Origin of the sequence: Flavobacterium sp. (assembly GCF_040402835.1) — a bacterium.
Classification (GTDB): Bacteria; Bacteroidota; Bacteroidia; order Flavobacteriales; family Flavobacteriaceae; genus Flavobacterium.
Genome location: NZ_JBBALW010000001.1, coordinates 22,658 through 45,025, shown reverse-complemented (window position 1 = coordinate 45,025; position 22,368 = coordinate 22,658). Strand labels below are relative to the sequence as shown.

Annotated in this window: 25 protein-coding genes; all 25 read left to right on the top strand. The window is 31.5% G+C overall.

Annotation, left to right across the window (positions count from 1 at the left end):
- On the top strand, window positions 1–204 hold a 204-nt coding region (locus tag AC9UEH_RS00245; protein ID WP_509527256.1), incomplete at its 5' end, for a hypothetical protein.
- A 14-nt stretch (window positions 205–218) separates the two neighbouring features.
- The gene (locus tag AC9UEH_RS00240; protein WP_509527254.1) at window positions 219–563 is read left to right on the top strand and encodes a four helix bundle protein; all 345 of its coding nucleotides are present in this window, start codon (window positions 219–221) and stop codon (window positions 561–563) included.
- 94 nt (window positions 564–657) lie between these two features.
- On the top strand, window positions 658–1,752 hold the full coding sequence (gmd, locus tag AC9UEH_RS00235; protein WP_509527252.1) for a GDP-mannose 4,6-dehydratase: 1,095 nt from the start codon (window positions 658–660) through the stop codon (window positions 1,750–1,752).
- A gap of 216 nt (window positions 1,753–1,968) precedes the next feature.
- Window positions 1,969–3,159, top strand: coding sequence for an ATP-binding protein (locus AC9UEH_RS00230; protein WP_509527250.1), 1,191 nt, complete (start codon window positions 1,969–1,971; stop codon window positions 3,157–3,159).
- A 216-nt stretch (window positions 3,160–3,375) separates the two neighbouring features.
- Window positions 3,376–5,190 carry an asparagine synthase (glutamine-hydrolyzing) gene (gene asnB / locus AC9UEH_RS00225; protein ID WP_509527248.1) on the top strand — a complete coding sequence of 605 codons (1,815 nt, stop codon included), beginning with the start codon at window positions 3,376–3,378 and terminating at the stop codon, window positions 5,188–5,190.
- 4 nt (window positions 5,191–5,194) lie between these two features.
- Window positions 5,195–6,217: a glycosyltransferase family 4 protein gene (locus AC9UEH_RS00220; protein WP_509527246.1), complete on the top strand. Its 1,023-nt coding sequence runs from the start codon at window positions 5,195–5,197 to the stop codon at window positions 6,215–6,217.
- Between the two features lie 277 nt (window positions 6,218–6,494).
- The gene (locus tag AC9UEH_RS00215) at window positions 6,495–7,328 is read left to right on the top strand and encodes a virulence RhuM family protein (RefSeq protein ID WP_509527244.1); all 834 of its coding nucleotides are present in this window, start codon (window positions 6,495–6,497) and stop codon (window positions 7,326–7,328) included.
- Window positions 7,329–7,745: 417 nt separating this feature from the next.
- Window positions 7,746–8,567, top strand: a complete 822-nt coding sequence (locus AC9UEH_RS00210) for a transglutaminase domain-containing protein (protein ID WP_509527242.1) — start codon at window positions 7,746–7,748, stop codon at window positions 8,565–8,567.
- On the top strand, window positions 8,564–9,421 hold the full coding sequence (locus AC9UEH_RS00205; RefSeq protein ID WP_509527240.1) for an ABC transporter permease: 858 nt from the start codon (window positions 8,564–8,566) through the stop codon (window positions 9,419–9,421). Before AC9UEH_RS00210 ends, AC9UEH_RS00205 begins: the two co-directional genes overlap by 4 nt.
- 96 nt (window positions 9,422–9,517) lie before the next feature.
- On the top strand, window positions 9,518–9,865 hold the full coding sequence (locus AC9UEH_RS00200; protein ID WP_509527238.1) for a transposase: 348 nt from the start codon (window positions 9,518–9,520) through the stop codon (window positions 9,863–9,865).
- Between the two features lie 39 nt (window positions 9,866–9,904).
- The gene (locus AC9UEH_RS00195; RefSeq protein WP_509527236.1) at window positions 9,905–10,435 is read left to right on the top strand and encodes an ORF6N domain-containing protein; all 531 of its coding nucleotides are present in this window, start codon (window positions 9,905–9,907) and stop codon (window positions 10,433–10,435) included.
- A gap of 126 nt (window positions 10,436–10,561) precedes the next feature.
- A complete protein-coding gene (locus AC9UEH_RS00190; RefSeq protein WP_509527234.1) occupies window positions 10,562–10,792 on the top strand; it encodes a virulence RhuM family protein in 231 nt (76 codons plus the stop codon).
- A gap of 123 nt (window positions 10,793–10,915) precedes the next feature.
- The gene (locus AC9UEH_RS00185) at window positions 10,916–11,950 is read left to right on the top strand and encodes a PDDEXK nuclease domain-containing protein (RefSeq protein ID WP_509527232.1); all 1,035 of its coding nucleotides are present in this window, start codon (window positions 10,916–10,918) and stop codon (window positions 11,948–11,950) included.
- Between the two features lie 108 nt (window positions 11,951–12,058).
- Window positions 12,059–12,622 (top strand): ATP-binding protein, encoded by a 564-nt coding sequence (locus AC9UEH_RS00180; RefSeq protein WP_509527230.1) that lies wholly within the window; start codon window positions 12,059–12,061, stop codon window positions 12,620–12,622.
- Window positions 12,623–12,940: 318 nt separating this feature from the next.
- A complete protein-coding gene (locus AC9UEH_RS00175; protein WP_509527228.1) occupies window positions 12,941–13,300 on the top strand; it encodes a four helix bundle protein in 360 nt (119 codons plus the stop codon).
- A 70-nt stretch (window positions 13,301–13,370) separates the two neighbouring features.
- Window positions 13,371–14,207 (top strand): virulence RhuM family protein, encoded by an 837-nt coding sequence (locus AC9UEH_RS00170; protein ID WP_509527226.1) that lies wholly within the window; start codon window positions 13,371–13,373, stop codon window positions 14,205–14,207.
- Window positions 14,208–14,260: 53 nt separating this feature from the next.
- Window positions 14,261–15,532, top strand: a complete 1,272-nt coding sequence (locus AC9UEH_RS00165; protein ID WP_509527224.1) for an ABC transporter ATP-binding protein — start codon at window positions 14,261–14,263, stop codon at window positions 15,530–15,532.
- 10 nt (window positions 15,533–15,542) lie between these two features.
- Window positions 15,543–16,361 (top strand): FkbM family methyltransferase, encoded by an 819-nt coding sequence (locus AC9UEH_RS00160; protein WP_509527222.1) that lies wholly within the window; start codon window positions 15,543–15,545, stop codon window positions 16,359–16,361.
- A gap of 60 nt (window positions 16,362–16,421) precedes the next feature.
- Window positions 16,422–17,411 carry a glycosyltransferase family 2 protein gene (locus AC9UEH_RS00155; RefSeq protein WP_509527220.1) on the top strand — a complete coding sequence of 330 codons (990 nt, stop codon included), beginning with the start codon at window positions 16,422–16,424 and terminating at the stop codon, window positions 17,409–17,411.
- A 35-nt stretch (window positions 17,412–17,446) separates the two neighbouring features.
- A complete protein-coding gene (locus AC9UEH_RS00150; RefSeq protein ID WP_509527218.1) occupies window positions 17,447–18,349 on the top strand; it encodes an NAD-dependent epimerase/dehydratase family protein in 903 nt (300 codons plus the stop codon).
- Between the two features lie 112 nt (window positions 18,350–18,461).
- Window positions 18,462–19,505: a glycosyltransferase family 4 protein gene (locus AC9UEH_RS00145; protein ID WP_509527216.1), complete on the top strand. Its 1,044-nt coding sequence runs from the start codon at window positions 18,462–18,464 to the stop codon at window positions 19,503–19,505.
- Window positions 19,499–20,335 (top strand): glycosyltransferase family 2 protein, encoded by an 837-nt coding sequence (locus tag AC9UEH_RS00140; RefSeq protein WP_509527214.1) that lies wholly within the window; start codon window positions 19,499–19,501, stop codon window positions 20,333–20,335. Before AC9UEH_RS00145 ends, AC9UEH_RS00140 begins: the two co-directional genes overlap by 7 nt.
- A 29-nt stretch (window positions 20,336–20,364) precedes the next feature.
- A complete protein-coding gene (locus tag AC9UEH_RS00135; protein WP_509527213.1) occupies window positions 20,365–20,958 on the top strand; it encodes an acyltransferase in 594 nt (197 codons plus the stop codon).
- 63 nt (window positions 20,959–21,021) lie between these two features.
- The gene (locus AC9UEH_RS00130) at window positions 21,022–22,203 is read left to right on the top strand and encodes a CgeB family protein (RefSeq protein WP_509527211.1); all 1,182 of its coding nucleotides are present in this window, start codon (window positions 21,022–21,024) and stop codon (window positions 22,201–22,203) included.
- Between the two features lie 2 nt (window positions 22,204–22,205).
- A complete protein-coding gene (locus tag AC9UEH_RS00125; protein ID WP_509527209.1) occupies window positions 22,206–22,349 on the top strand; it encodes a hypothetical protein in 144 nt (47 codons plus the stop codon).
- The last annotated feature ends 19 nt before the right edge of the window (window positions 22,350–22,368 follow it).

Sequence of the window (22,368 nt, the reverse complement as noted above, 5' to 3'; positions counted from 1 at the left end):
AATCGTTTACCGTCCACCGTCCATCGCAAAACGAACAACGAGCAACTAAAATCGTCTACCGTCACCGTCCATCGCAAAACGAGCAACGAGCAACTAAAATCGTTTACCGTCCACCGTCCATCGCAAAACGAACAACGAGCAACTAAAATCGTCTACCGTCACCGTCCATCGCAAAACGCAAAACGAATATCGACCAACGAATAACGAACACCGATATAATGGAATCTAATTTAGAAGTTTGGAAATTATCACATCAACTAACTATTGAAGTCTATAAAATAACCCAAGTTTTTCCTAAGGCAGAACAATTTGGTCTTATTAGTCAAGTCAGAAGAAGTGCTAGTAGTGTTCCTACTAATATAATTGAAGGTCAAGCTAGACAGTATAAAAAGGAATTCATCCAGTTTTTATATATTGCAAAAGGTTCCTTAGAAGAAACAAACTATCATTTATTTTTATCGAAGGATTTGGGATATATTTCTGAATTGGATTATAAATTATTGTCAGAAATGTGCATTAGAATAAAAATGATGTTATATAAATTAATAAAATCAATGCAGTAATCGTTTACCGTTTGTCGCTTACCGTTTTTCGTCCATTGCAAAACGAATAACGAATATCGATTAACGACCAACGACCAACAAACAACGAACAAATATGAGTACTAAACAAAAATCTGCTTTAATAACAGGAATAACCGGTCAAGATGGCTCCTATTTAGCTGAATTGTTGTTAGAAAAAGGCTATATGGTTCATGGAATCAAACGAAGAGCCTCTTCATTTAACACCCAACGAATTGATCATATTTACCAAGATCAACACGAGAATCATATTAATTTTAAATTACATTATGGTGACTTGACCGATTCTATGAATATTATCAGAATCATACAGGAAGTGCAACCCGATGAAATTTACAACCTTGGGGCTATGTCTCACGTAAAAGTTTCGTTTGATTCACCTGAGTATGTTGCCAATGTCGACGGAATAGGTGCATTAAGAATATTGGAGGCAGTGCGAATTCTTGGTCTAGAAAAGAAAACCAGAATCTATCAAGCCTCTACCTCGGAATTATATGGAGGTTTGGCAGAAAACAAAAATGCTGCAGGTTTTTATGATGAAAATTCTCCGTTTTATCCGCGTTCACCATACGGGGTTGCAAAAATATATGGTTTTTGGATAACAAAAAATTACCGAGAAGCTTACGGTGTTTACGCCTGTAATGGCATCTTGTTCAACCATGAGTCACCTAGAAGAGGAGAAACTTTTGTTACTCGGAAAATCACAATGGCTACCGCTGCCATAGTTTTAGGAAAACAAGATTGTTTGTATTTAGGAAATCTAAATTCTCAAAGAGATTGGGGTCATGCTAAAGACTACGTCGAAGCCATGTGGAGAATCCTGCAGCAAGAGATTGCCGATGACTATGTCATTGCAACCGGAGTTACCACTTATATTCGTGATTTTGTGCGTTTATCTTTTGCAGAAGTTGGAATAGAATTAGCTTTTGAAGGAGAAAATGAAAATGAAATTGCCAAAATTGTGGCTTGCAACCATCCTGAATATCAATTACCATTAGGTACAGTAGTGGTTAGAGTAGATCCACTATATTTCCGTCCTACAGAAGTTGACTTATTGAAAGGAGACCCTAGTAAATCTAAAAAATTGGGCTGGAACCCTCAATATGATTTGGCTGGATTGGTAAAAGAAATGGTAGCGAGTGATTTGGAAATTATGAGAAGGGTTAGGTAAAGGATTAACGGGTTAATCGGTTAGGAAAAATTTAATCGGGTAATTTAAGTTTGTATCAGCTAACCAATTAATCGAATATTCTGCTAAACGCTTAAAAAAATAACCAATTAATCCATTTATTAATAAAATTCTAAAAAACGTCAATCCATTGATATAAAATTATTTAAAAAACATCAATACATTGATATTTTTTAGTATTTTTGTAAAAAGTTAAATATGGAAAAATTAGTTAGTCAGTTTTATGAAAAATACGCAACCATATCCACTAGTCAGATACGTAGTTTTATTGATACTATAGATTGGGATAATCGTTTTATTGGTATAAAAGGAAGCAGAGGGGTAGGAAAAACTACACTTTTATTACAATATATTAGATTAAACTACAAACCAGACAAGCGAGTTTTATACATTAGTTTGGATAATCTCTATTTTCTTGAAAATAAATTATACGATTTAGTAGCTGATTTTTATAAAAAAGGGGGCGAATTTATAGCCATCGATGAAGTACATAAATACCACAATTGGGCCATTGAAATAAAAAATATTTACGATGACATGCCCAACTTGAAGCTAGTTTTTACAAGTTCCTCCTTGTTGCACATTCATCAAGCCAAGGCAGATTTAAGCAGGCGCGTCGTAGTGTATGAAATGCCTGGATTATCGTTTAAAGAATTTATACAATTTGAAACCAAAGTTCTTCTAAACAGATACACTGTTGAACAAATTATAGAAAATCATGTAGAAATTGCTATTGAAATAACTCAAAAAGTAAAACCACTACATTATTTTACAGATTATTTACACCATGGCTATTATCCGTTTTATTTAGAAAATAAGAAATCGTTTCATCAAAAATTAAGTGAGATACTGCTCACCGTTTTAGAAGTTGATATTCCACAATATGCAGTCATTTCACCTTCTAATGTAATTTTGCTAAAAAAATTAATGGCAATCATCAGTAGTTCCGTACCGTATAAGCCCAATATGAATGCTATAAGTGAACGCAGTGGCATTAGTTTAAATACCATGAAAAATTATTTAAACCTTTTGAATGAGGCACAACTTTTAAATTTGTTGCATACAGAAGACAAAGGAATTAATAGTTTAGGCAAGCCCGAAAAAATTTACATACACAACGCTAATTTGATGTATAATTTAGTTTCTATTCCTAATGAGGGAAGCATACGTGAAACATTTTTTTTTAATCAAGTAAGCCAAAGCAATAAGGTATTTGCATCAAAACAAGTCGATTTTATAGTTAACAATCGCTATTCTTTTGAAGTAGGAGGAAAAAATAAAAAACAAACTCAATTAAGAAACATCCCCAATTCGTATGTAGTTAAAGACAACATAGAGATAGGTAACGACAACAATATTCCGCTTTGGTTATTTGGGTTTCTTTATTAAGGAGTAGGTTGTGGAAAGTAAATCTAAAAAATTGGGCTGGAACCCTCAATATGACTTAGCTGGTTTGGTAAAAGAAATGGTAGCCAGTGATTTGGAAATTTTGAAAAGACAGTTATTATAAGCCTTGTTTCTAAATAAATCAAAATAACGCCTTAGCCTATTTAGCTTGTTAAATTAAAGTATAAAAAATTATTCCAGTTACTTAAGAATTAAAAAATGTGTCGAATAGCAGGAATTATAGACCCCAAAAGCACCACACTTCAGGAAGATATTCTGAAAATGCGTGACGCCATGCACAGAGGAGGGCCAGACGATGCTGGAGTCTATATAAATGCAACGGTAGCTTTAGGACACAGACGGCTTTCTATTATTGATTTGTCTTCAGCAGGACACCAACCCATGCTTAGTGAAGATAAAAATTTGGTTTTAACATTTAATGGGGAGATTTATAACTTTAAAGAAATTAGGTCAACTTTAGAAACTTTAGGCGTTACTTTTCATACCAAAACCGATTCTGAAGTGCTATTAAAAGCCTTTGAAAAATGGGGTAATGGCTGTTTCGAAAAATTTAACGGAATGTTTGCTTTGGCAATTTATAACACAGCCAAAAATGAAATGACCTTAGCCCGAGATCATGCGGGTATCAAACCATTGTATTATTTTTTAGAAGAAGGAAAACTATATTTTGCTTCAGAAATCAGAGCTTTTAAAACCTTAAACCGTTTCGAAGAAAATCCAGATTGGCGAATTTATTTCTTAGCTTTTGGTCATTTGCCGGAGCCAATAACAACTTTATCAGGAGTTTTGCCCTTGCAAAAAGGCACTGTTTTAACCCTCAATACCATTACAGCTGAGGTTACTACAGAACGTTTTTCAGCTTTTCAATTTACATCTCAAATCAGCAATAAAAAAGAAACATTACAAAAAGTGAAGGAAGTTGTAACTGCTTCAGTGGAACGCCACCTGATATCAGACGCACCTATAGGATTGTTTTTAAGCGGTGGGATAGACAGTAGTTTATTGACGCTTTTGGCACAACCCTTACTAAAAGATACCTTACAAACCCTATCCATAGTTTTTGATGAAGAAGCCTATTCAGAAAGGAAATACCAAGAAATTATTATCAAAAAAACAGCTGCTAACCATCGAACATTTACAGTTTCTGAGGAACAATTTTTTGCGGCACTACCTGATGTAATGGAGGCGATGGATCAGCCGAGTACCGACGGGATTAATAGCTATTTTATTTGTAAATATGCCAAGGAAGCTGGACTTACAGCCGTATTGAGTGGTTTGGGAGCCGATGAATTATTTGGAGGTTACAATTCCTTTGCAAACTCAAAAAAAATCACCCAAGTTAAGAAATGGGTTCCAAACTCTTTTTTTAAATGCGCACAATATTTCAATAAAGACAAATACCAAAAAGCCGCTTTTTTAAATATTCCGGGTCCTGTTGGGGAGTATCTGTTTCATAGAGGACTTCTTTGTCCCAAGGAAATCAGTAAGATATTGGCTATCGAGGAAAAAAAAGTATGGCAATTGTTAACGTCGCTAGCTAATTATAATGATAAAACTCAAGTAGAAAAACTTGAAAAATACAATAATTTAGCAGCTTTCAATAAAGCATCATTTCTAGAAATAAATCTCTACATGCAAAATCAGCTTTTAAAAGATACCGATTACATGAGTATGTGGCACGCTTTAGAAGTAAGAGTTCCTTTTTTAGACAAAGAATTACTGCAGTTTGCCCATGAAATAGCTCCCGAAATAAAAGCATCCCAACCAAAAAAGTTCTTGCTTATTCATGCTTTTACCGATTTGTTGCCCAAAGAAATTTGGGACCGACCAAAAATGGGATTTACCTTTCCTTTTCAAGATTGGCTTCTTGGTTATGGTAAAATAAACGATGCAAAAGAACCTAACCATACTACCAAAATGCATAAAAATGAGTATTCGTATTTTCAATTTAAAAAAGGAAATTATACGTGGAGTAGGTATTGGGCAACAGTTTTAAGTCAAAAATTGAATTGATATTTTGAAAAAAATCAAGTCAAATAAAAAAATAAAAGTTGTCTTTTTTAACAGAAAGCCACGACATTTAGGTAATTTCAGTATCGAAATGTATTTTAAATTAATTCAAGATTATTTACAAAATGATTTTGAAATAATCAATAAAATTATGCCTTTTGAAAGCAATGGTTTTTTAAATAGATTGCGCAATACGCTTTATTGCATGGTCAATCAAGGCGATGTCAATCATATTACTGGAGATATTCATTATGTCGCCGCATTTTTGAAAAAATCTAAAACTATACTTACTATTCATGATTGTGGAATATTGTATGAATCTAAGGGTTTGAAAAAATATATTTTTAAATACATTTGGTTTAAATTACCCATAAAAAAATCAAAAATAATCACAGCCAACTCCTATGCAACGAAAGAGGATATTTTGAGATTGAATTATTGCAAAGCCGATAAAATTAAAGTGATTTATGTTTGTATCTCACCGGAATTTAAACAAAATGAAAAATCTTTTAATTCTAAAAACCCTAGAATTTTGCAAATAGGCACCGCTGCCAACAAAAATTTAAAACGATTAATTCAAGCACTTAAAGGGATTCCATCAACCTTGGTTGTTATCGGCAAAATCGATACAGAAATTACATCGTTAGTAAAAGAAAACGGAATTCATATAGAACTTCACGACCGAAGATTAACCGATGAAGAAGTACGTGAAGAATACAATAAGTGTGATATTTTGAGTTTAACCTCTACTTTAGAAGGATTTGGAATGCCTATTTTAGAAGCCAATGTTGTAGGAAGAGTCTGTATAACTGGCAATACCACCTCAATGCCCGAAATTGCAGGAACTGCCGCCCATAAAGTTGATCCTTTTGCTGTTCAAGACATTCACAATGGCATCAAAAAATTAATTGAAAATAACGCCTACAGAGAACGTCTTATTCAAAATGGCTATCAAAATGCAAAAAGATTCAGTGCCGAAACTATAGCCAAACAATATGCATTATTGTACAATGAAATTGGCAGTAAATAAGGATAAAAAAGTTTAATCGGTTAGGAAAAGTTGGCTTAATACTATTATTTACCGCTTTTGTCATTCTGAGGAACGAAGAATCACATAACGTGAGCAACTTATGAGATTCCTCCTTCGTCGGAATGACAACAAAATCAATAAAACTGGGTTTCAACAAATGCTGTATAGTATAGAATTAAGCGGAAAAGGTTAATTGGTTAGGAAAAAGTTGAACCTAACCGCTGCCTGCCGTTAGGCAGGCTCAACCTCAACCATTTCGCCAAAAAACTAGAAAACAATGCAAAACGAAATAGTTATCTATCAGTCAGAAATTCTAACAAGCCAAATGGAGGTTAGGGTTGAAGATGAAACTGTTTGGTTGAATCGAATTCAACTTGCTGATTTGTTTGATCGAGATGTTAAAACTATAGGAAAGCATATTTCTAATGCACTCAAAGAAGAACTTGAAGGAATTCAAGTTGTCGCAAAATTTGCGACAACTGCAAGTGATGGCAAAACATATCAAGTAGAATTTTATAATTTGGACATGATTATGTCTTTAGGTTATAGAGTAAAATCAAATAGAGGGGTTCAGTTTCGTATTTGGGCAAATAAAATACTAAAAAACTATCTGCTCAATGGGTACGCCATTCACCATCGAATGGATATTTTAGAAAAAAAAGTAAATTCTCTAGAAGAGAAAAGTAATGAATTTGATTTAGTCATTAATACTAAATTGCCTCCAAATCATGGAGTTTTCTATGATGGACAATTATTTGACGCACACGTTTTTGTTTTAAATATCATTAAATCCGCAACAAAATCTATCATTCTATTTGATAATTACATAGATGAAACGGTTTTATTACAATTATCGAAAAGAGCAAAAGCTGTAAAAGTTATAATTTATACTAAAGAAATCACCAAACAGTTGAAACTAGATTTAGTGCGATTTGAAAAGCAATACGATTCCATTGATATTCAGGAATTCACAAAATCTCACGACAGATTTTTGATAATTGATGAAACTGAAGTGTTTCATATAGGAGCATCTTTAAAAGACTTAGGCAAAAAATGGTTTGCTTTATCTAAATTGAATATCGACCCAAAGGATTTATTGGGTAAGTTATAATGATAGGTTAATCGGTTAGGAAAAGTTTAATCGGTTAGGAAAAGTTTAATCGGTTAGGAAAAGTTGGCTTAATACTATTATTTACCGCTTTTGTCATTCTGAGGAACGAAGAATCACATAACGAGCGCAACTTATGAGATTCCTCCTACGTCGGAATGACAACAAAATTAATAAAACTGGGTTTCAACAAATGCTGTATAGTATAGAATTAAGCGGAAAAGTTTAATCGATCAGGAAAAAGTTTAACCGATTAACCCCTTTGCAAATAACCAAATTACCGATTAACCGAATAACCAATTCAACAATTAACCGATTAACCCCTTTGCCGAATAACCAATTCAACAAATAACCAAATAACCAAATAACCGATTAAACTATTAACCAATTAAACAGTCCAATCCCCTAAACTCCATTTCAATGAAAAAACGCACACGCTTTATCAACTTCTTTATCCCACACCGCTTCACATTAGTATTTGCGGCTGGTTTTTTTCTTTCGGCTACGCTATTCTTTAAAATAAATGCCGATTATAACAATGAACTTTTTGACCAACTTGGTAAATTTATTTTACATGAATCCCAATTAAAACACGAAAATACGGAGCAAACGGTCGTAAGGGCAATGAATACCATTTATAATTTACAGAAAGAAAATAGAAAAGAGTTATTTCAATATGAACTTCATAGTTTTAAAGTCAAATACATGCGCTCCACCGATTTAGACCTGTTAGACGTAAGTGGTGCTTGTGCCAGTTCGTCTATGGTATTAACCAGAACCTATATGGCCATGGGCTTTCCTACCCGCATAGGCCAAATGTATGCCGATGGGCATTTTGGCGGGCACATGTTGGTAGAAGTTTGGAGTAACGGCCGTTGGATGGTCATGGACCCTTTGTTCAATCAAGCTTTTTACAAAACCGATAGCACGTTGGCCTCTTTCAAGGAAGTGCAAAATAATTTTGCAACTTATGCCAAGCAATTACACCCAAATTATCCTAAAAAATACCGATACCAAGACGTACGTTATACCAATTGGAATAAAATTCCACTACTTTCCCCTTTAGTAAAAAAAGGACTTGATTTTGTTTATGGCGAAAAAAAAGCAAATGATATTTGTTTGAGAAAATACCTTATAAAGTTTTATCTTTTATGGTATTATGTGTTTTTAAGCATTTTTATATTCTGCGCAAGTATGGGTATTGTTCAGTGGTGGATTTGTAAAAAAATAAAAAATAAATGAACCACGAAGAAGCATTAAATGAATGGGACCTTACTATAGAGCCACAAAGTTCCCTATTTAAACTCAATTTAAATGATGTATGGAAATACAGAGATTTGCTTTGGCTTTTTGTAAAACGCGATTTTGTGAGTTTTTACAAACAAACCATTTTAGGGCCATTATGGTTCTTTATACAACCCTTATTTACCACTATTATTTTTACTTTTATTTTTGGTAACCTTGCGGGAATAAGCACTGATGGTTTACCACAGCCCTTGTTTTACATGGCAGGTATAACGGCTTGGAATTATTTTGCCGATTGCCTTACCAAAACATCAACGGTATTTAAAGACAATGCCAATATTTTTGGAAAAGTATATTTTCCTCGTTTAATTATGCCTTTGAGTATTGTGGCAAGCAATTTGGTTCGTTTTTTGGTGCAATTATTATTATTTGTAATTATGATTGGCTATTATGCCATTCAAGGGGCGAATTTTCATTTTACTTGGGCTATTGCTTTGTTTCCTTTTTTAGTTTTACTAATGGCACTACTAGGTCTTGGACTTGGACTCATCATCACCGCCTTAACCACTAAATACAGAGATTTAGCATTTCTTATCACCTTTGGGGTACAATTAATGATGTATGCCACTACGGTTATTTACCCATTAAGTGCAGCACCTGTAAAGTATAAACATTTAATTGAGTTAAACCCTATGACAGGTATTATAGAAGCTTTTCGTTATGGCTTTTTAGGACAAGGAGAATTGACTTTACATAGTTTAGGATATTCTGCTTTAGTAACTTTTATTTCACTGGTTTTGGGAGTTGTGATTTTTAATAAAACAGAGAAGACATTTGTGGATACGATTTAAGGCTGAGGTTATGACTAAGGTGAGGCCCCAGCTCCGCAAAGTCTCCGACTTTGAGGTAGTGATTTCCAGTCTCCGACTGAATATTAAAACAAACAAATGCAAGACAAAGAAGGATATTTAATTCGCGATCAATCAAAACTGCATTTTATTACTGCAACCGTTGTAGATTGGGTAGATGTTTTTTATAGGAAATCGTATAAAGACTGCATCATTGAAAGTTTGGAATATTGTATAAAAAACAAAGGAATGATTTTATATGGATATGTAATAATGTCCAATCACATACATTTGATACTCCAATCAGAAAACGGTAAATTGTCTGATTTGATTAGAGACTTCAAGAAATTTACAGCAAAGGTCATTCAAAAAAAGCTAATCGCTAACCGTTATTCGTTAACCGTTATTCGCAAAACGCAAAACGCAAAATGCAAAACGACCATTTAACCTTAACCTTAACCTCAACCTAAATAACCTTAACCTTAAATGACAGACTTAACCTCAACCTCAACCTCAATTCATGAACTTCGAGGAGTAAAAGTGATGTTTGACTTTGATTTAGCATCACTATATGAAGTAGAAACTAAAGTGTTAAATCAGGCCGTAAAGAGGAATAGCGTGAGATTCCCTGATGATTTTATGTTTCAAATCACACTAGAAGAATTAGAATCGAACTGGTCACAGTTTGTGACCAGTTCGAGAAAGCATAGAGGAAAAATGTATTTGCCTTATGCGTTTACAGAGCAAGGTGTTGCAATGCTAAGTTCGGTATTGCGTTCAGAAAAAGCGGCATTAGTAAATATTGCTATCATGCGAGCTTTTGTAGAAGTCAGAAAGGCCATTAGTTTGCAAAGTCATCTTTCTGAACAAATCATGGCTTTAAAAAACAATTTAGAACAACGACTTGGGGAACACGATGTGCAATTGATGGAAATTTATGCAGTTATGGAACAATTTATTGATGAAAAAACAGAACAGAAAAACTGGGAAAACAGAAAAAAACTAGGATATAAATAACCCTGACTGCCGGCAGGCAGGCTCAACCATTCAAAAAAAGCTAATCGCTAATCGTTATTCGTTAACCGTTATTCGCAAAACGCAAAACGCAAAACGACCATTTAACCTAAACCTCAACCTCAACCCATGTCACCCAACGAAATAGTCATATATCAATCAAATAATCTATCAACACATATTGATGTTCTATTAGAAGACGAAACCGTTTGGCTTACACAGTTACAAATGGTAGATTTGTTTCAATCGACAAAGCAAAATATTAGTTTGCATATCAATAATATTTCCAAAGAAGGGGAACTAGACGAATTTTCAACTGTCAAGGAATACTTGACAGTTCAACAAGAAGGAAAAAGATAGAAGAAAAATTTAATTTAAATTGTTAATACCACTTTGCTAAAACACAAACAATGGCTAAATTGAGTGGATTAGTGAGGACACCAACCACGGACAAAGCAATTAAAATATTCTAAAAAAGGTAAAATGAAAAATCAATTACAAAATACAGAAGAGTTAATCTTATCTGATATTAGGTTAATCATCAATCTAACAAAAGAAACGGTAAGTAAAGTGATCACCTCAAATATTGCTGTGATGTATTGGAAAATAGGATGTCGTGTAAACACTGAAATACTTGAAAATCAAAGAGCCGAATATGGAAAACAGATTGTCGCTACGCTGTCACGACAATTGACAATTGAGTATGGTCGTACTTATGAAGAGAAAAACTTACGCAGAATGATACAATTTGCCATTCAATTTTCTGACATTGAAAATGTCGCTACGCTGTGGCGACAATTGAGTTGGTCTCATTTCAAGATATTAATCCCTATAAAAAGTGAGTTGGAAAGAGATTTCTATACTCAAATGTGTCGCATAGAAAATTGGAGTGTAGCAACGCTAAGGAAAAAAACAAACGGTTTATTATTTCAGCGAACAGCCATATCAAAAAAACCAGAAGAATTAGCAAAATTAGAAATACAGCAACTCAAAAAGGAAGATATTCTAACTCCCGATTTGATTTTTAGAGACCCCTATTTATTAGATTTTCTGGGATTAAAGGATACTTATCAAGAAAAAGATTTAGAAAAAGCAATTTTAAGAGAAATTGAACATTTTATTTTAGAATTAGGGAATGGTTTCGCATTTTTAGAACGACAAAAAAGAATGCAAATAGATAATGATGATTATTATTTAGACTTGCTTTTTTACCACCGAAAGCTAAAAAGATTAGTAGCTATTGATTTAAAAATAGGGAAATTTGAGGCAGTTTTTAAAGGACAAATGGAACTTTACCTACGATGGTTAGAAAAATACGAAATGCAAGAAGGGGAAGAAGCTCCAATTGGACTAATTTTGTGTACTGAAGGAAATAAGGAACAAATTGAACTACTGCAACTCGATGTTTCAAATATAAAAGTAAGCGAATATATAACGCAGTTTATTCCAAACGAATTACTAAAACAAAAGTTGAAAAAAGCGATACAATATTCTAAAAGTAAAATAGATAGTCAATAAAAATTTTCGATAATTATATTACCTTTTATAATCCAGGAACGCTTTATGGGAATCTTACCGTAGCGTATAAAAGACAGTTTAGTTTTACGGACTGATTTATTTACTGAGGTGGATGCCACTTTAGCGTTTGTCAGGAAACATATCAATAAAAACTATATAATTACCGGTGATCCACAACGAGAAGAGCGTTGGGAGTATCCACTAGAGGCTTTGCGCGAAATTGTGGTAAACATGATTGTGCATCGTGATTATCAAAATGCGGGAGATTCCATCATCAAAATATTTGACCACAAAATAGAATTTTACAACCCGGGCGGCTTGGGAAACGGATTAACGGTTTCAGCATTACAAGCAGGTATCTATACTTCGTATGCCAGAAATAGAAAGATTGCCGATTTTTTTAGAGAAGCAGGGATTATTGAAAAATACGGTTCGGGAATAAAGCGTATTACCAATGCTTTTATCGATTATGGGTTGGCTTCCCCTGTTTTTGAAGATTTTCAAAATGGTTTTCGGGTAACAGTTTTTAATGAAAGTGTACTTAATAAATATAATGTCACAGAAGATGTCACAGAAGATATCACTAATAAGGTCGGAGATAATGTTGGTGTAAATGTCGGTGTAAAACGCTTCTTGTTTTTATCGAAAATAATCCAAGAACTAATGCTATAACCATGGAGAAACATTTCAAAGTTACGCAAAGAACCATAGAACGTTGGATGCAACTATTAAGAGAGGAAAATAAAATAGAGTTCAAAGGTGAGTCTAAAACCGGCCACTGGAAAATTACGGATAAACAACATAATGATATTTAACGCTGGCAAAATGGGTAAACTTGAATTATTAACTAAAAGTCATTATATATATGGATGTAAAGTTGCTTATTTCACTGAAGACAATCAACTTCTCATCGAACTAAACGAAATCCACCACGAACTAAACAAAATTATCAAATACCTAAAATCTTAACCCTTAACCTCAACCTCCACCATGAAATACCACTCTTTTGAAGACATGCCAGTTTGGAAAAGAGCGATGGATTTGGCAGTAGTTATTTTTGAGCTTACTAAAAGTTTGCCACGATCGGAGGATTATGGATTAACCAGTCAGATTAGAAGAGCGGGTTTATCAGTGTCGGCTAACATAGCAGAAGGATTTGGAAGAGAAACTTCAATGGACAAAAAACGATTTTATATTATAGCAAAAGGAAGTTTATTGGAAACTAAAAGTCATTATATATATGGATGTAAGGTTGATTATTTCACTGAAGACAATCATATACAAAACGAACTAAACGAAATCCACCACGAACTCAATAAACTTATCAAATACCTAAAACCTCAACCTTAACCTTAACCTTAACCTTAACCTTAACCTTAACCTTAACCTCAACCTTAACCTCAACCTCAACCTCAATACATTGTCACCCAACGAAATAGTCATATATCAATCAGAAAATCTATCAACACATATTGATGTTTTAATAGAGGATGAAACCGTTTGGCTTACACAATTACAAATGGTAGAGTTATTTCAATCGACAAAGCAAAATATTAGTTTGCATATCAATAATATTTTCAAGGAAGAAGAGCTCCCAGAAAATTCAGTTGTCAAGTATTCCTTGACAACTGCATCTGATGGCAAAAAATATAAAACAAAGTTGTATAGTCTCGATGTAATTATATCGGTTGGTTATAGAGTGAAGTCCAAAACGGGAACTCAATTTCGCATTTGGGCAACAAATACTTTAAAAACGTATTTATTAAAAGGGTATGTTATTCAGGATAGAATTGAAAGTATTGAAAAAAAACTGTACGACCATGATACTAAAATAAAATTATTGCTCCACACTAATTTACCGCCAAATCAAGGTATTTTCTATGATGGGGAAGTTTTTGATGCCTATGTTTTTGTAAATAAATTAATAAAATCAGCAAAGAAATCAATTGTATTAATTGATAATTATTGTGATGAAACGGTGTTAACTTTACTTTCAAAAAGACAAGCTAAGGTAAAAGCAAGTATATACTTAAATAAAATAGATCCAGCTTTTCAACTTGATATTGAAAAACACAATTTACAGTATGACGTTATTGAAGTAAACCTATTCAAAAAAGCACATGACCGATTTTTGATACTTGATCAAAAAGAAGTGTATCACATTGGAGCATCATTAAAAGATTTAGGGAAGAAATGGTTTGCCTTCTCAAAATTAAATATTGACAGTAAAGAAATCATTTCAAGATTAGCAGCTTAACCTCAACCTTAACCTTAACCTTAACCTCAACCTCAACCTTAACCTCAACCTTAATGTCAACAGCAATAAAAGTAGAAAACCTCTCTAAAATATACCGCCTTGGCGAAATAGGCACTGGCACCATTAGCCGGGACTTAGAACGTTGGGTGAAAATGAATGTATTGGGAAAAGAAGACCCTTTTTTGAAAATTGGAGAAAGCAATGACCGTAGCCAAAAGGGAAGCTCCGATTTGGTGTATAGTTTACAAGACCTGAATTTTGAAATACAGCAAGGCGATGCCGTGGGGATTATTGGAAGAAATGGTGCGGGTAAAAGCACTTTACTTAAAATTCTGTCCCGTGTAACTACACCCACTACCGGAAAAATAAATATTAAAGGCCGTGTGGCCAGTTTGCTAGAAGTTGGAACAGGATTTCACCCAGAACTTACCGGCCGCGAAAATATTTACTTAAACGGTGCCATTTTGGGCATGCGCAAACGTGAAATAGACCGCAAGTTTGATGAAATTGTAGATTTCTCAGGTGTGGAACGCTATATTGACACCCCAGTAAAACGCTACTCTTCTGGCATGTATGTGCGTTTGGCCTTTGCAGTAGCAGCCCATTTGGAAAGTGAAATTTTAATAGTAGATGAAGTACTTGCCGTTGGCGATGCGGAGTTCCAGAAAAAATGCTTGGGGAAAATGGGCGATATTTCGAAAGGAGAAGGTAGAACGGTATTGTTTGTGAGCCATAATATGGCAGCTGTTAGTAATCTTTGCAATAAAGGAATTTTAATAACAAAAGGAAGTATAGAAATTTCTTCCACAGTTGAAAATGTTATTGCTCAGTATAATTTTGGAAAAAACAAATCATTATTTTGGCAGTTAGATTCGTTTGTTAAACAGAAAAAAAATATTCAAATTAGTAATGTAAATTTAAGCATTACTGGTAATCAACCAAATTTGGTGTTACAATTAGAGTTGCTCATTTCTAATATTGAAAGTATCCAAAATGGGGCTTTCCTTGCTATATACATATCCTCGTATGACTCGGAACCCTTAATGGAAGGTATACCAGGTTATTCAAATATTTTTTTCAAAGAAAAAAATATGACTCAAAAAGTTAAAATAGAAATTAATCTTTTTGGTTTAATACCAGGAACTTACATGCTTGGAATATGGTTAGGATTAGATCATTTTAATGAATTAGATTATTTACCAGAAATTATTCAATTTGAAATTTCAGAAAACCCAATGAAAAATAGAAATATTATTTATCCTAAACATGCTGGATTTATTGTTCCGGAAACAAAGATAATAAGTATTGAAAATAAAATATTATAATCCTTACTTCATGAAAAAAATAATAAATATTATAAAACTTAAAAAAATATTTAGAGTATTATTTCCGATAAATGAATTGACAAATAATTACTTTGAGAAAAGAATTCAATGGAAACCAAAATATGAAAATCATTTAGAGGTTGATGGAATTTATATTGTAAAGTTTGATTCAGAATTTTTAATCGCAATGAGAGATTATAAACACAGTGATATTTTAGTTTATGACCAAGTTTTTATAGAGGAACAATATAAAATAGTTTTAAATATCCTAAGTCAATACAACACATCAGTCTTTAATATCATTGATGCAGGAAGTAACGTTGGTTATACATCTTTATATTTTGCAAAATACTTAACGAATGTAAAAATAATAGCAATAGAACCAAGCCCAGAAAATGTAGCAATATTGAAAAAGAATATAGAATTGAACAACCTGGAAAATTTCATAACTATTAAAGAAATGGCACTTTCGAATGATAGTACAAAAAAATTTGAAAATTCGCAAGACTATCGAGACAAATCAGACTGGTCAAATACAACAATTGAGGATTGCAATGGAAAGATTAATTCAATTACCATTAATGAAATTATCCTGAATGAAAAATGGAAGTATATTGATTTTTTAAAAATTGATATAGAAGGATATGAAAAAGAATTATTCAAATCAGGTTCAAATATGTGTTTTTTAAAATACACAAAGATAATTGCCATAGAGGTTCATGAAGATGTAATGTCAAAAAGTGAATTGGAATTAATACTAATTTCCCATAATTTTTTAATATTCAATTCTGGTGAATTAACCATTGGATTAAATAAGGAATATATTTAGAGTTGAAAGGCAAACTTTTAACCAAGAAAATTGAATAATTATATATTATAACATATTTAGATGGCAGAACAAATAGTAATCAGCATTGTTATGCCATGTTATAATTCTGAATTGTTTGTTAAAAAAACAATCAATTCAATAATTAATCAATCTTATATTAATTGGGAGTTAATAATAGTTAATGATGGCAGTACCGATAACACAGCTGAAATATTAAATTCAATAATGAAACAAGATAAAAGAATCAAGGTTTTTAAAAAATCAAATGGAGGTTATGTTAGTGCCCGATTATTCGGATTAAAACTAATAAATATTAACTCTTCATATATTCATTTTATGGATTCAGATGATATTTTAGATTCAAAATATTACAAAGATTTAATAAATATTTTGCAAAATGACCAAACTATTGGTGCGATTTATTCTGACCATATATTAATTGACGAATATGATTCTTTTTTAGCTCATCCTAATTATGGCCAAAGATATTATCCTACAAGATTTTGGTTAAAAAAAATATTGGAAACTAACCCGAATATGCCTTTTTGTTCCATATTTTCCTGGTCTAAGATGATTGAGCCAATGGTTTTAATACGCAAATCTATTTATAATAACACAAGCGGTTGGGATGATCGCTTCGGATTAGGAAAAGGCAATATTGGAGAGGGAGTTCTATTATTCTGTGAAATTTCTTTGATAAGTAAAATTTATTTCCATAACAAACAACTTTATTTTTATAGAAAACACGGAAAACAAGCTACTTCAAATGAGGTCTTGAATAAAAAAGCAGTAGAAAAAGTAATTGGAATATGGAAAGAAAAAGTTGAAATAGGCATAATTACTGCTAATGAATATGAATTTATGTTAATGTTCTTAAAAAGGTTGGAAATATTGCAAATTTTAGGTTCATTTAAACATTACCTTAAAACCAACCCAATAAGTGCAATTAAATCAATAAAAAATTTAGTTATATTTTATTTTAAAACTTACAAATTAGTTTTATTCGGTACTAAACATATTAAACGTTTACTTCCTTTGTATTTTACTTAATTTAACTTAAATAGTTTATAAAACTTTTTATAAATATGATTTTAATTCTTGGCTCTCAAGGCTTTATTGGCTCACATATAATAAAACATTTTTGCGAAAGTAAAAATATTATTTTCGGCTGCGATTTAATTGAATTTGATTCTAGTGAGTATCATTATTCAAAATTATCAGTTCTGTCTTCTGATTTTGAACAATTGTTTATTAGTAATTCTTTTGATGTCTGCATTAATGCGTCTGGCAGTGGTAATGTTGGATATTCTATTGAAAATCCATTAAATGACTTTGAAGCAAATTCTTTGGCAGTTTTTAAAATTTTAGATTGCATAAAAAAACACCAACCTTCATGTAAATACCTTCATATTTCAAGTGCAGCTGTATATGGCAACCCTATTAAGTTACCCATTAACGAAAATGACGGAACAAATCCACTTTCACCTTATGGATTTCATAAACTAATGAGTGAAACTATTTGCAAAGAGTTTCATCAACTTTTTGGAATTTCAATTGCTATCATAAGACCCTTTTCGGTATATGGAAATGGTCTAAAAAAACAATTATTATGGGACATTTGTCAGAAATTAGAAAATAACAATACCATTGAACTTTTTGGAACTGGAATGGAAAGTAGGGATTTTATTCATATTAATGATTTAGTCCAAATTATAGATTTAATTATTTCAAAAGCCACCTTTAAATGTGATGTATTTAATGTTGCAAATGGGGAAGAAACTACAATTAAAAATTTGGCAATTATTTTTAAAAGCTATTTTCTTGGAAAAGAAATTAGTTTTTCGGGTAAATCAAAAATTGGTGACCCATTAAATTGGAAAGCGGATATAAATAAAATGATTAGTTTAGGATATAGCCCAAAAGTTATATTAGAAGATGGCGTATCAAATTATATAACTTGGTTTAAACAATTAAAAAATGCCAAATAAACCAACGATAGTGTTTACGTTTCCAAATTGTATGGGAGGTGTATCTAGCTTCAACTACAATATAATCAACTACAGTGCCTTAATAAATAATTTTCATTCTAAAGTTATTTTATTGAAATCAAAAGAAGATAATAGAATGCCATTTTTAGATAAGTTTTTGGTTGATGAAGTTATTTTATTTGAATATTCTGATAAAGAAAATCAATATTATGTTCAAAAAAGATTGAATCAACTTTTAGGTAATGAGTCTGGGGCATTAGTTACGGATAACGCATTAACTTTAAGCGCTGCAGACAGGTTTAATAATCCTAAAACTATTTTTCATTTATTGCATGATTTTTTTTATGTAAATCAAAATATTTCTTTTGGGAATAAAATTGATGTTGCGATAGCCCATTCTTCTTTTTTTTCAGATGCTGTTTTTGCTTCAAATCCTTTAGATTTTGCAAACAGGAGCTTTTACATTCCCTATGGAGTAAAAGAGGGGTCGTCATTATTTATAAATAAACCCCTATCAAATAAATTAAATTTAGTGTTTTTAGGAAGATTAGACGAAGGAAAAGGGGTTAATTATTTATTAGAAATAGAACAGTTATTAATAAACAAAAACATAGAAGTAAATTGGACGATTATCGGTAAGGGTCCGCAAAAGGAAAATCTTCAAACACAATGGCGAAATAAAAAAAATATTCAGTTTTTTGAGCCTGATTCAACCAATGAAGTATATGAAATATTAGAAAAACAAGATGTTTTTATTTTTCCTACTTCGTTTGAAGGAACACCAGTTTCTATTTTAGAGTGTTTAGCGAATGGAGTAGTAACAATTGTAAATGATTTACCAGGAGGAATTAGAGACATTGTTACAAAAGACATTGGATTTAGGTGCAAATTAAATGACATTGAAGAATTTTCAAATTTTATTATGTTACTTCATGAGGATAGAAATTTATTAAAACAAATGCAAATTAATTGCTTTGATCTATATAAAAAAGCGTATGATATTGAAAAAAATGCGGACAATTACATTAAACTTTTTTTGCAATTTGATTCTTTTAAAAGAAAAATAAAAAACACCAACCCTTTGCCAATGTCTCGACTAGATAATAAGTATATACATAACTTTAGTACTAAATTTTTAAGAAACCTAAAATGGTAAACCAAAAGCCGATAGTATCCGTACTAATGACAGCCTACAATCGCGAAAAGTATATAGGCGAAGCCATTGAAAGCGTTTTAGCATCCATTTTTCAAGATTTTGAACTGATTATTGTGGATGATTGTTCATTAGACAAAACAGTCGATATCGCAAAGTCTTATGAAGCAAAAGATAGCCGCATTAAAGTATATATTAATGAATCTAATTTGGGAGATTATCCAAATAGAAATAAGGCAGCAAGTTATGCTAAAGGAAAATATTTAAAATATTTGGATAGTGATGACGCTATGAGTAATAACTGCTTGAAGGTGATGGTAGGAGAAATGGAGAAACATCCTGATTGTGCATTTGGTATAAGCTCAAGGAGTTTAACCAATGTTACTGTTCATTACCCAAATACTGCTTACAGAACTCATTTTTTTGAAAGAGGAATTTTAGATTTAAGTCCTTCTCTAACAATAATAAAAAAAGATATTTTTGAAAATGAAAAAGGATTTTTAGAATTAAGGTGTGTAAGCGATACTGAATTTTTTATGAGAATTGCATTAAAATATCCATTATTAGAAATGCAAATGAATTTAGTGAATTGGAGACAACATCCAGATCAAGAAATAATTAAGGGTAAAGATGAGTATTTAATGTATTCATTAAATCTACTTATCGAAAAATTAAATTTATCAAGTTTACGAAAAAAGGATCAAATAAAAATAATCAATAGGGAAAAGAAATCCTTGGTAAGAAATCTAATAAAAAATATTTTTAATAGAAAATTTAAAAACACACTTAATTATTGGAAAACAAACAATTTATCGCTTTTAAATATAGTTTAATCTAGTATAAAACATCATAAATACTTATAATGGAAAATAAAATCATAGCTTTTTATAGAACTCAAAGTCTAGTAGACTTTATGAGAAAAATAATTTTTGTTTTATTTAGAACCATTAATATTAAAATTATAAAAAAAATTAGAGTTTTTTTTTATTTTAGTTCAAAAGATTTAATAATTGGAAAAAACGTCAAACTTTCTGGCCTTTGTTTAAAAGTAAATATGGGGAAAAACATCAATATTTACGATGCTTGTAAATTTGAATTGTGTGAGAATTCTAAATTAACAGTAGGAAATAATGTTATTTTTTCATTTGGTGTAATACTATGTTGCTTAAACAAAGTCACAATTGGTAATGATGTTCAAATTGGAGAATATACTTCAATTAGAGACACTACTCATGATTATTCAGAATTAGGAGTGTCTATGAAATATAATCCGGATATTTCAAAAGAAATTAATATCGGGAATAATGTTTGGATTGGAAGAGGCTGTATTATTTTACCTGGAACTATGATAGAAGATGGGGTAGTTATTGGTGCAAATAGTGTTGTTAAAGGTCATTTATTAAAAGATTCTATTTACGCGGGTGCACCTATTAAATTTATTAAAAGTAGAATATAAATAGGGCACAATATAATTTGTTTATAAAACCTTTAAACAAAAAAAATATTCTTTTCTAAAAAAATGAAATTACTAGTAATTGGAGCAGATAGCAACTATGCTATTGAACGTTTTTATTTGAAATATTGGTCGGCACATGGAAAGAACATTACTGTAGAATTCTTCCCAGCTCAGAATATTTTTTACAAATATTACAATAAAAATAGTTTAAATAAAATAATATTCAAATTAGGTATAAGTGCTATTTATAATAAGATTAATAAAAAATTAGTTAGAAAGATTGATGTATTTCAGCCCGATTTAATTTTTATTTTCAAAGGTATGGAGGTATTTCCAACATCCTTATTATTAGCTAAAGAGAAAGGAATTAAATTGATTAATTACAATCCCGACAATCCTTTTATTTTTTCTGGAAGAGGTAGTGGTAATTCAAATATCACCAAAAGTATTGGTTTATATGACTACCATTTTACCTACAGTGTGGATATAAAAAAACAAATTGATTTGCAATTTAATATCCCGACATCCATACTGCCTTTTGGTTTTGATATTGACGAATCTGTTTATAATTTAGCTTTAAATAAAGACGAGATACATAAGGTTTGCTTTATAGGAAATCCAGATGAATTCAGGGCTAAGTTAATACAAAGTCTTGCAAATAAAGGAATTGAAATTGATACTGAATTTTTATCATTTTCTACTAATCCAATGGAGTTTTTACTCAATCTAAATGGTGTAAATGGAAAAGATGGAATGGTACAGCCAAATGCATATTTAACTCCAAAAGAAATAATAAATAAAGCTGGTCATTGGTCAACTTTACTAAATAGGTCACCCGATGACGACAGTGAGTTTTTTTGTAGGGTATTACTTCATTCCAATGAAATTATTTATGACAAAACCTCCATTAATTATTATAGAAAATCTCTAAATTTACTTTCAGGTGGTAAAACATTTCATCATGCAAAAGGGGCATTAAAAACGGTAGAATTAAAAACTCAAATTATATTAGAATATATTTATACTCCAAAAGTAAAAAAAACACTAGCAAAAAATTTTGCAAAAATTGCATATAGTTATGGTTCTTATTATCCGATAATTATATTTGATGTAAAAAAGCAAATGAATGAAATTTTAGGTTACAAAAAATTTCCCCTTGTAGGTGGTAAATACTTTAAATTTCTTTCATTCATTATTGGATTTGAAAATGCTATTTATATTAAAAATAAACTCAAAGGGGAATAATTATGAAACCAAAACTCACTTACTTCATTTCGCATCCAATTCAATACATTTCACCGCTTCTGAAAGAATTAGCCAAAGAAGTTGATTTAGAAGTGTATTATTATTCTGATGTCAGCATAAAGGGTGGAACAGATAAGGGGTTTTAATAGGAAATTTTAATAAAAA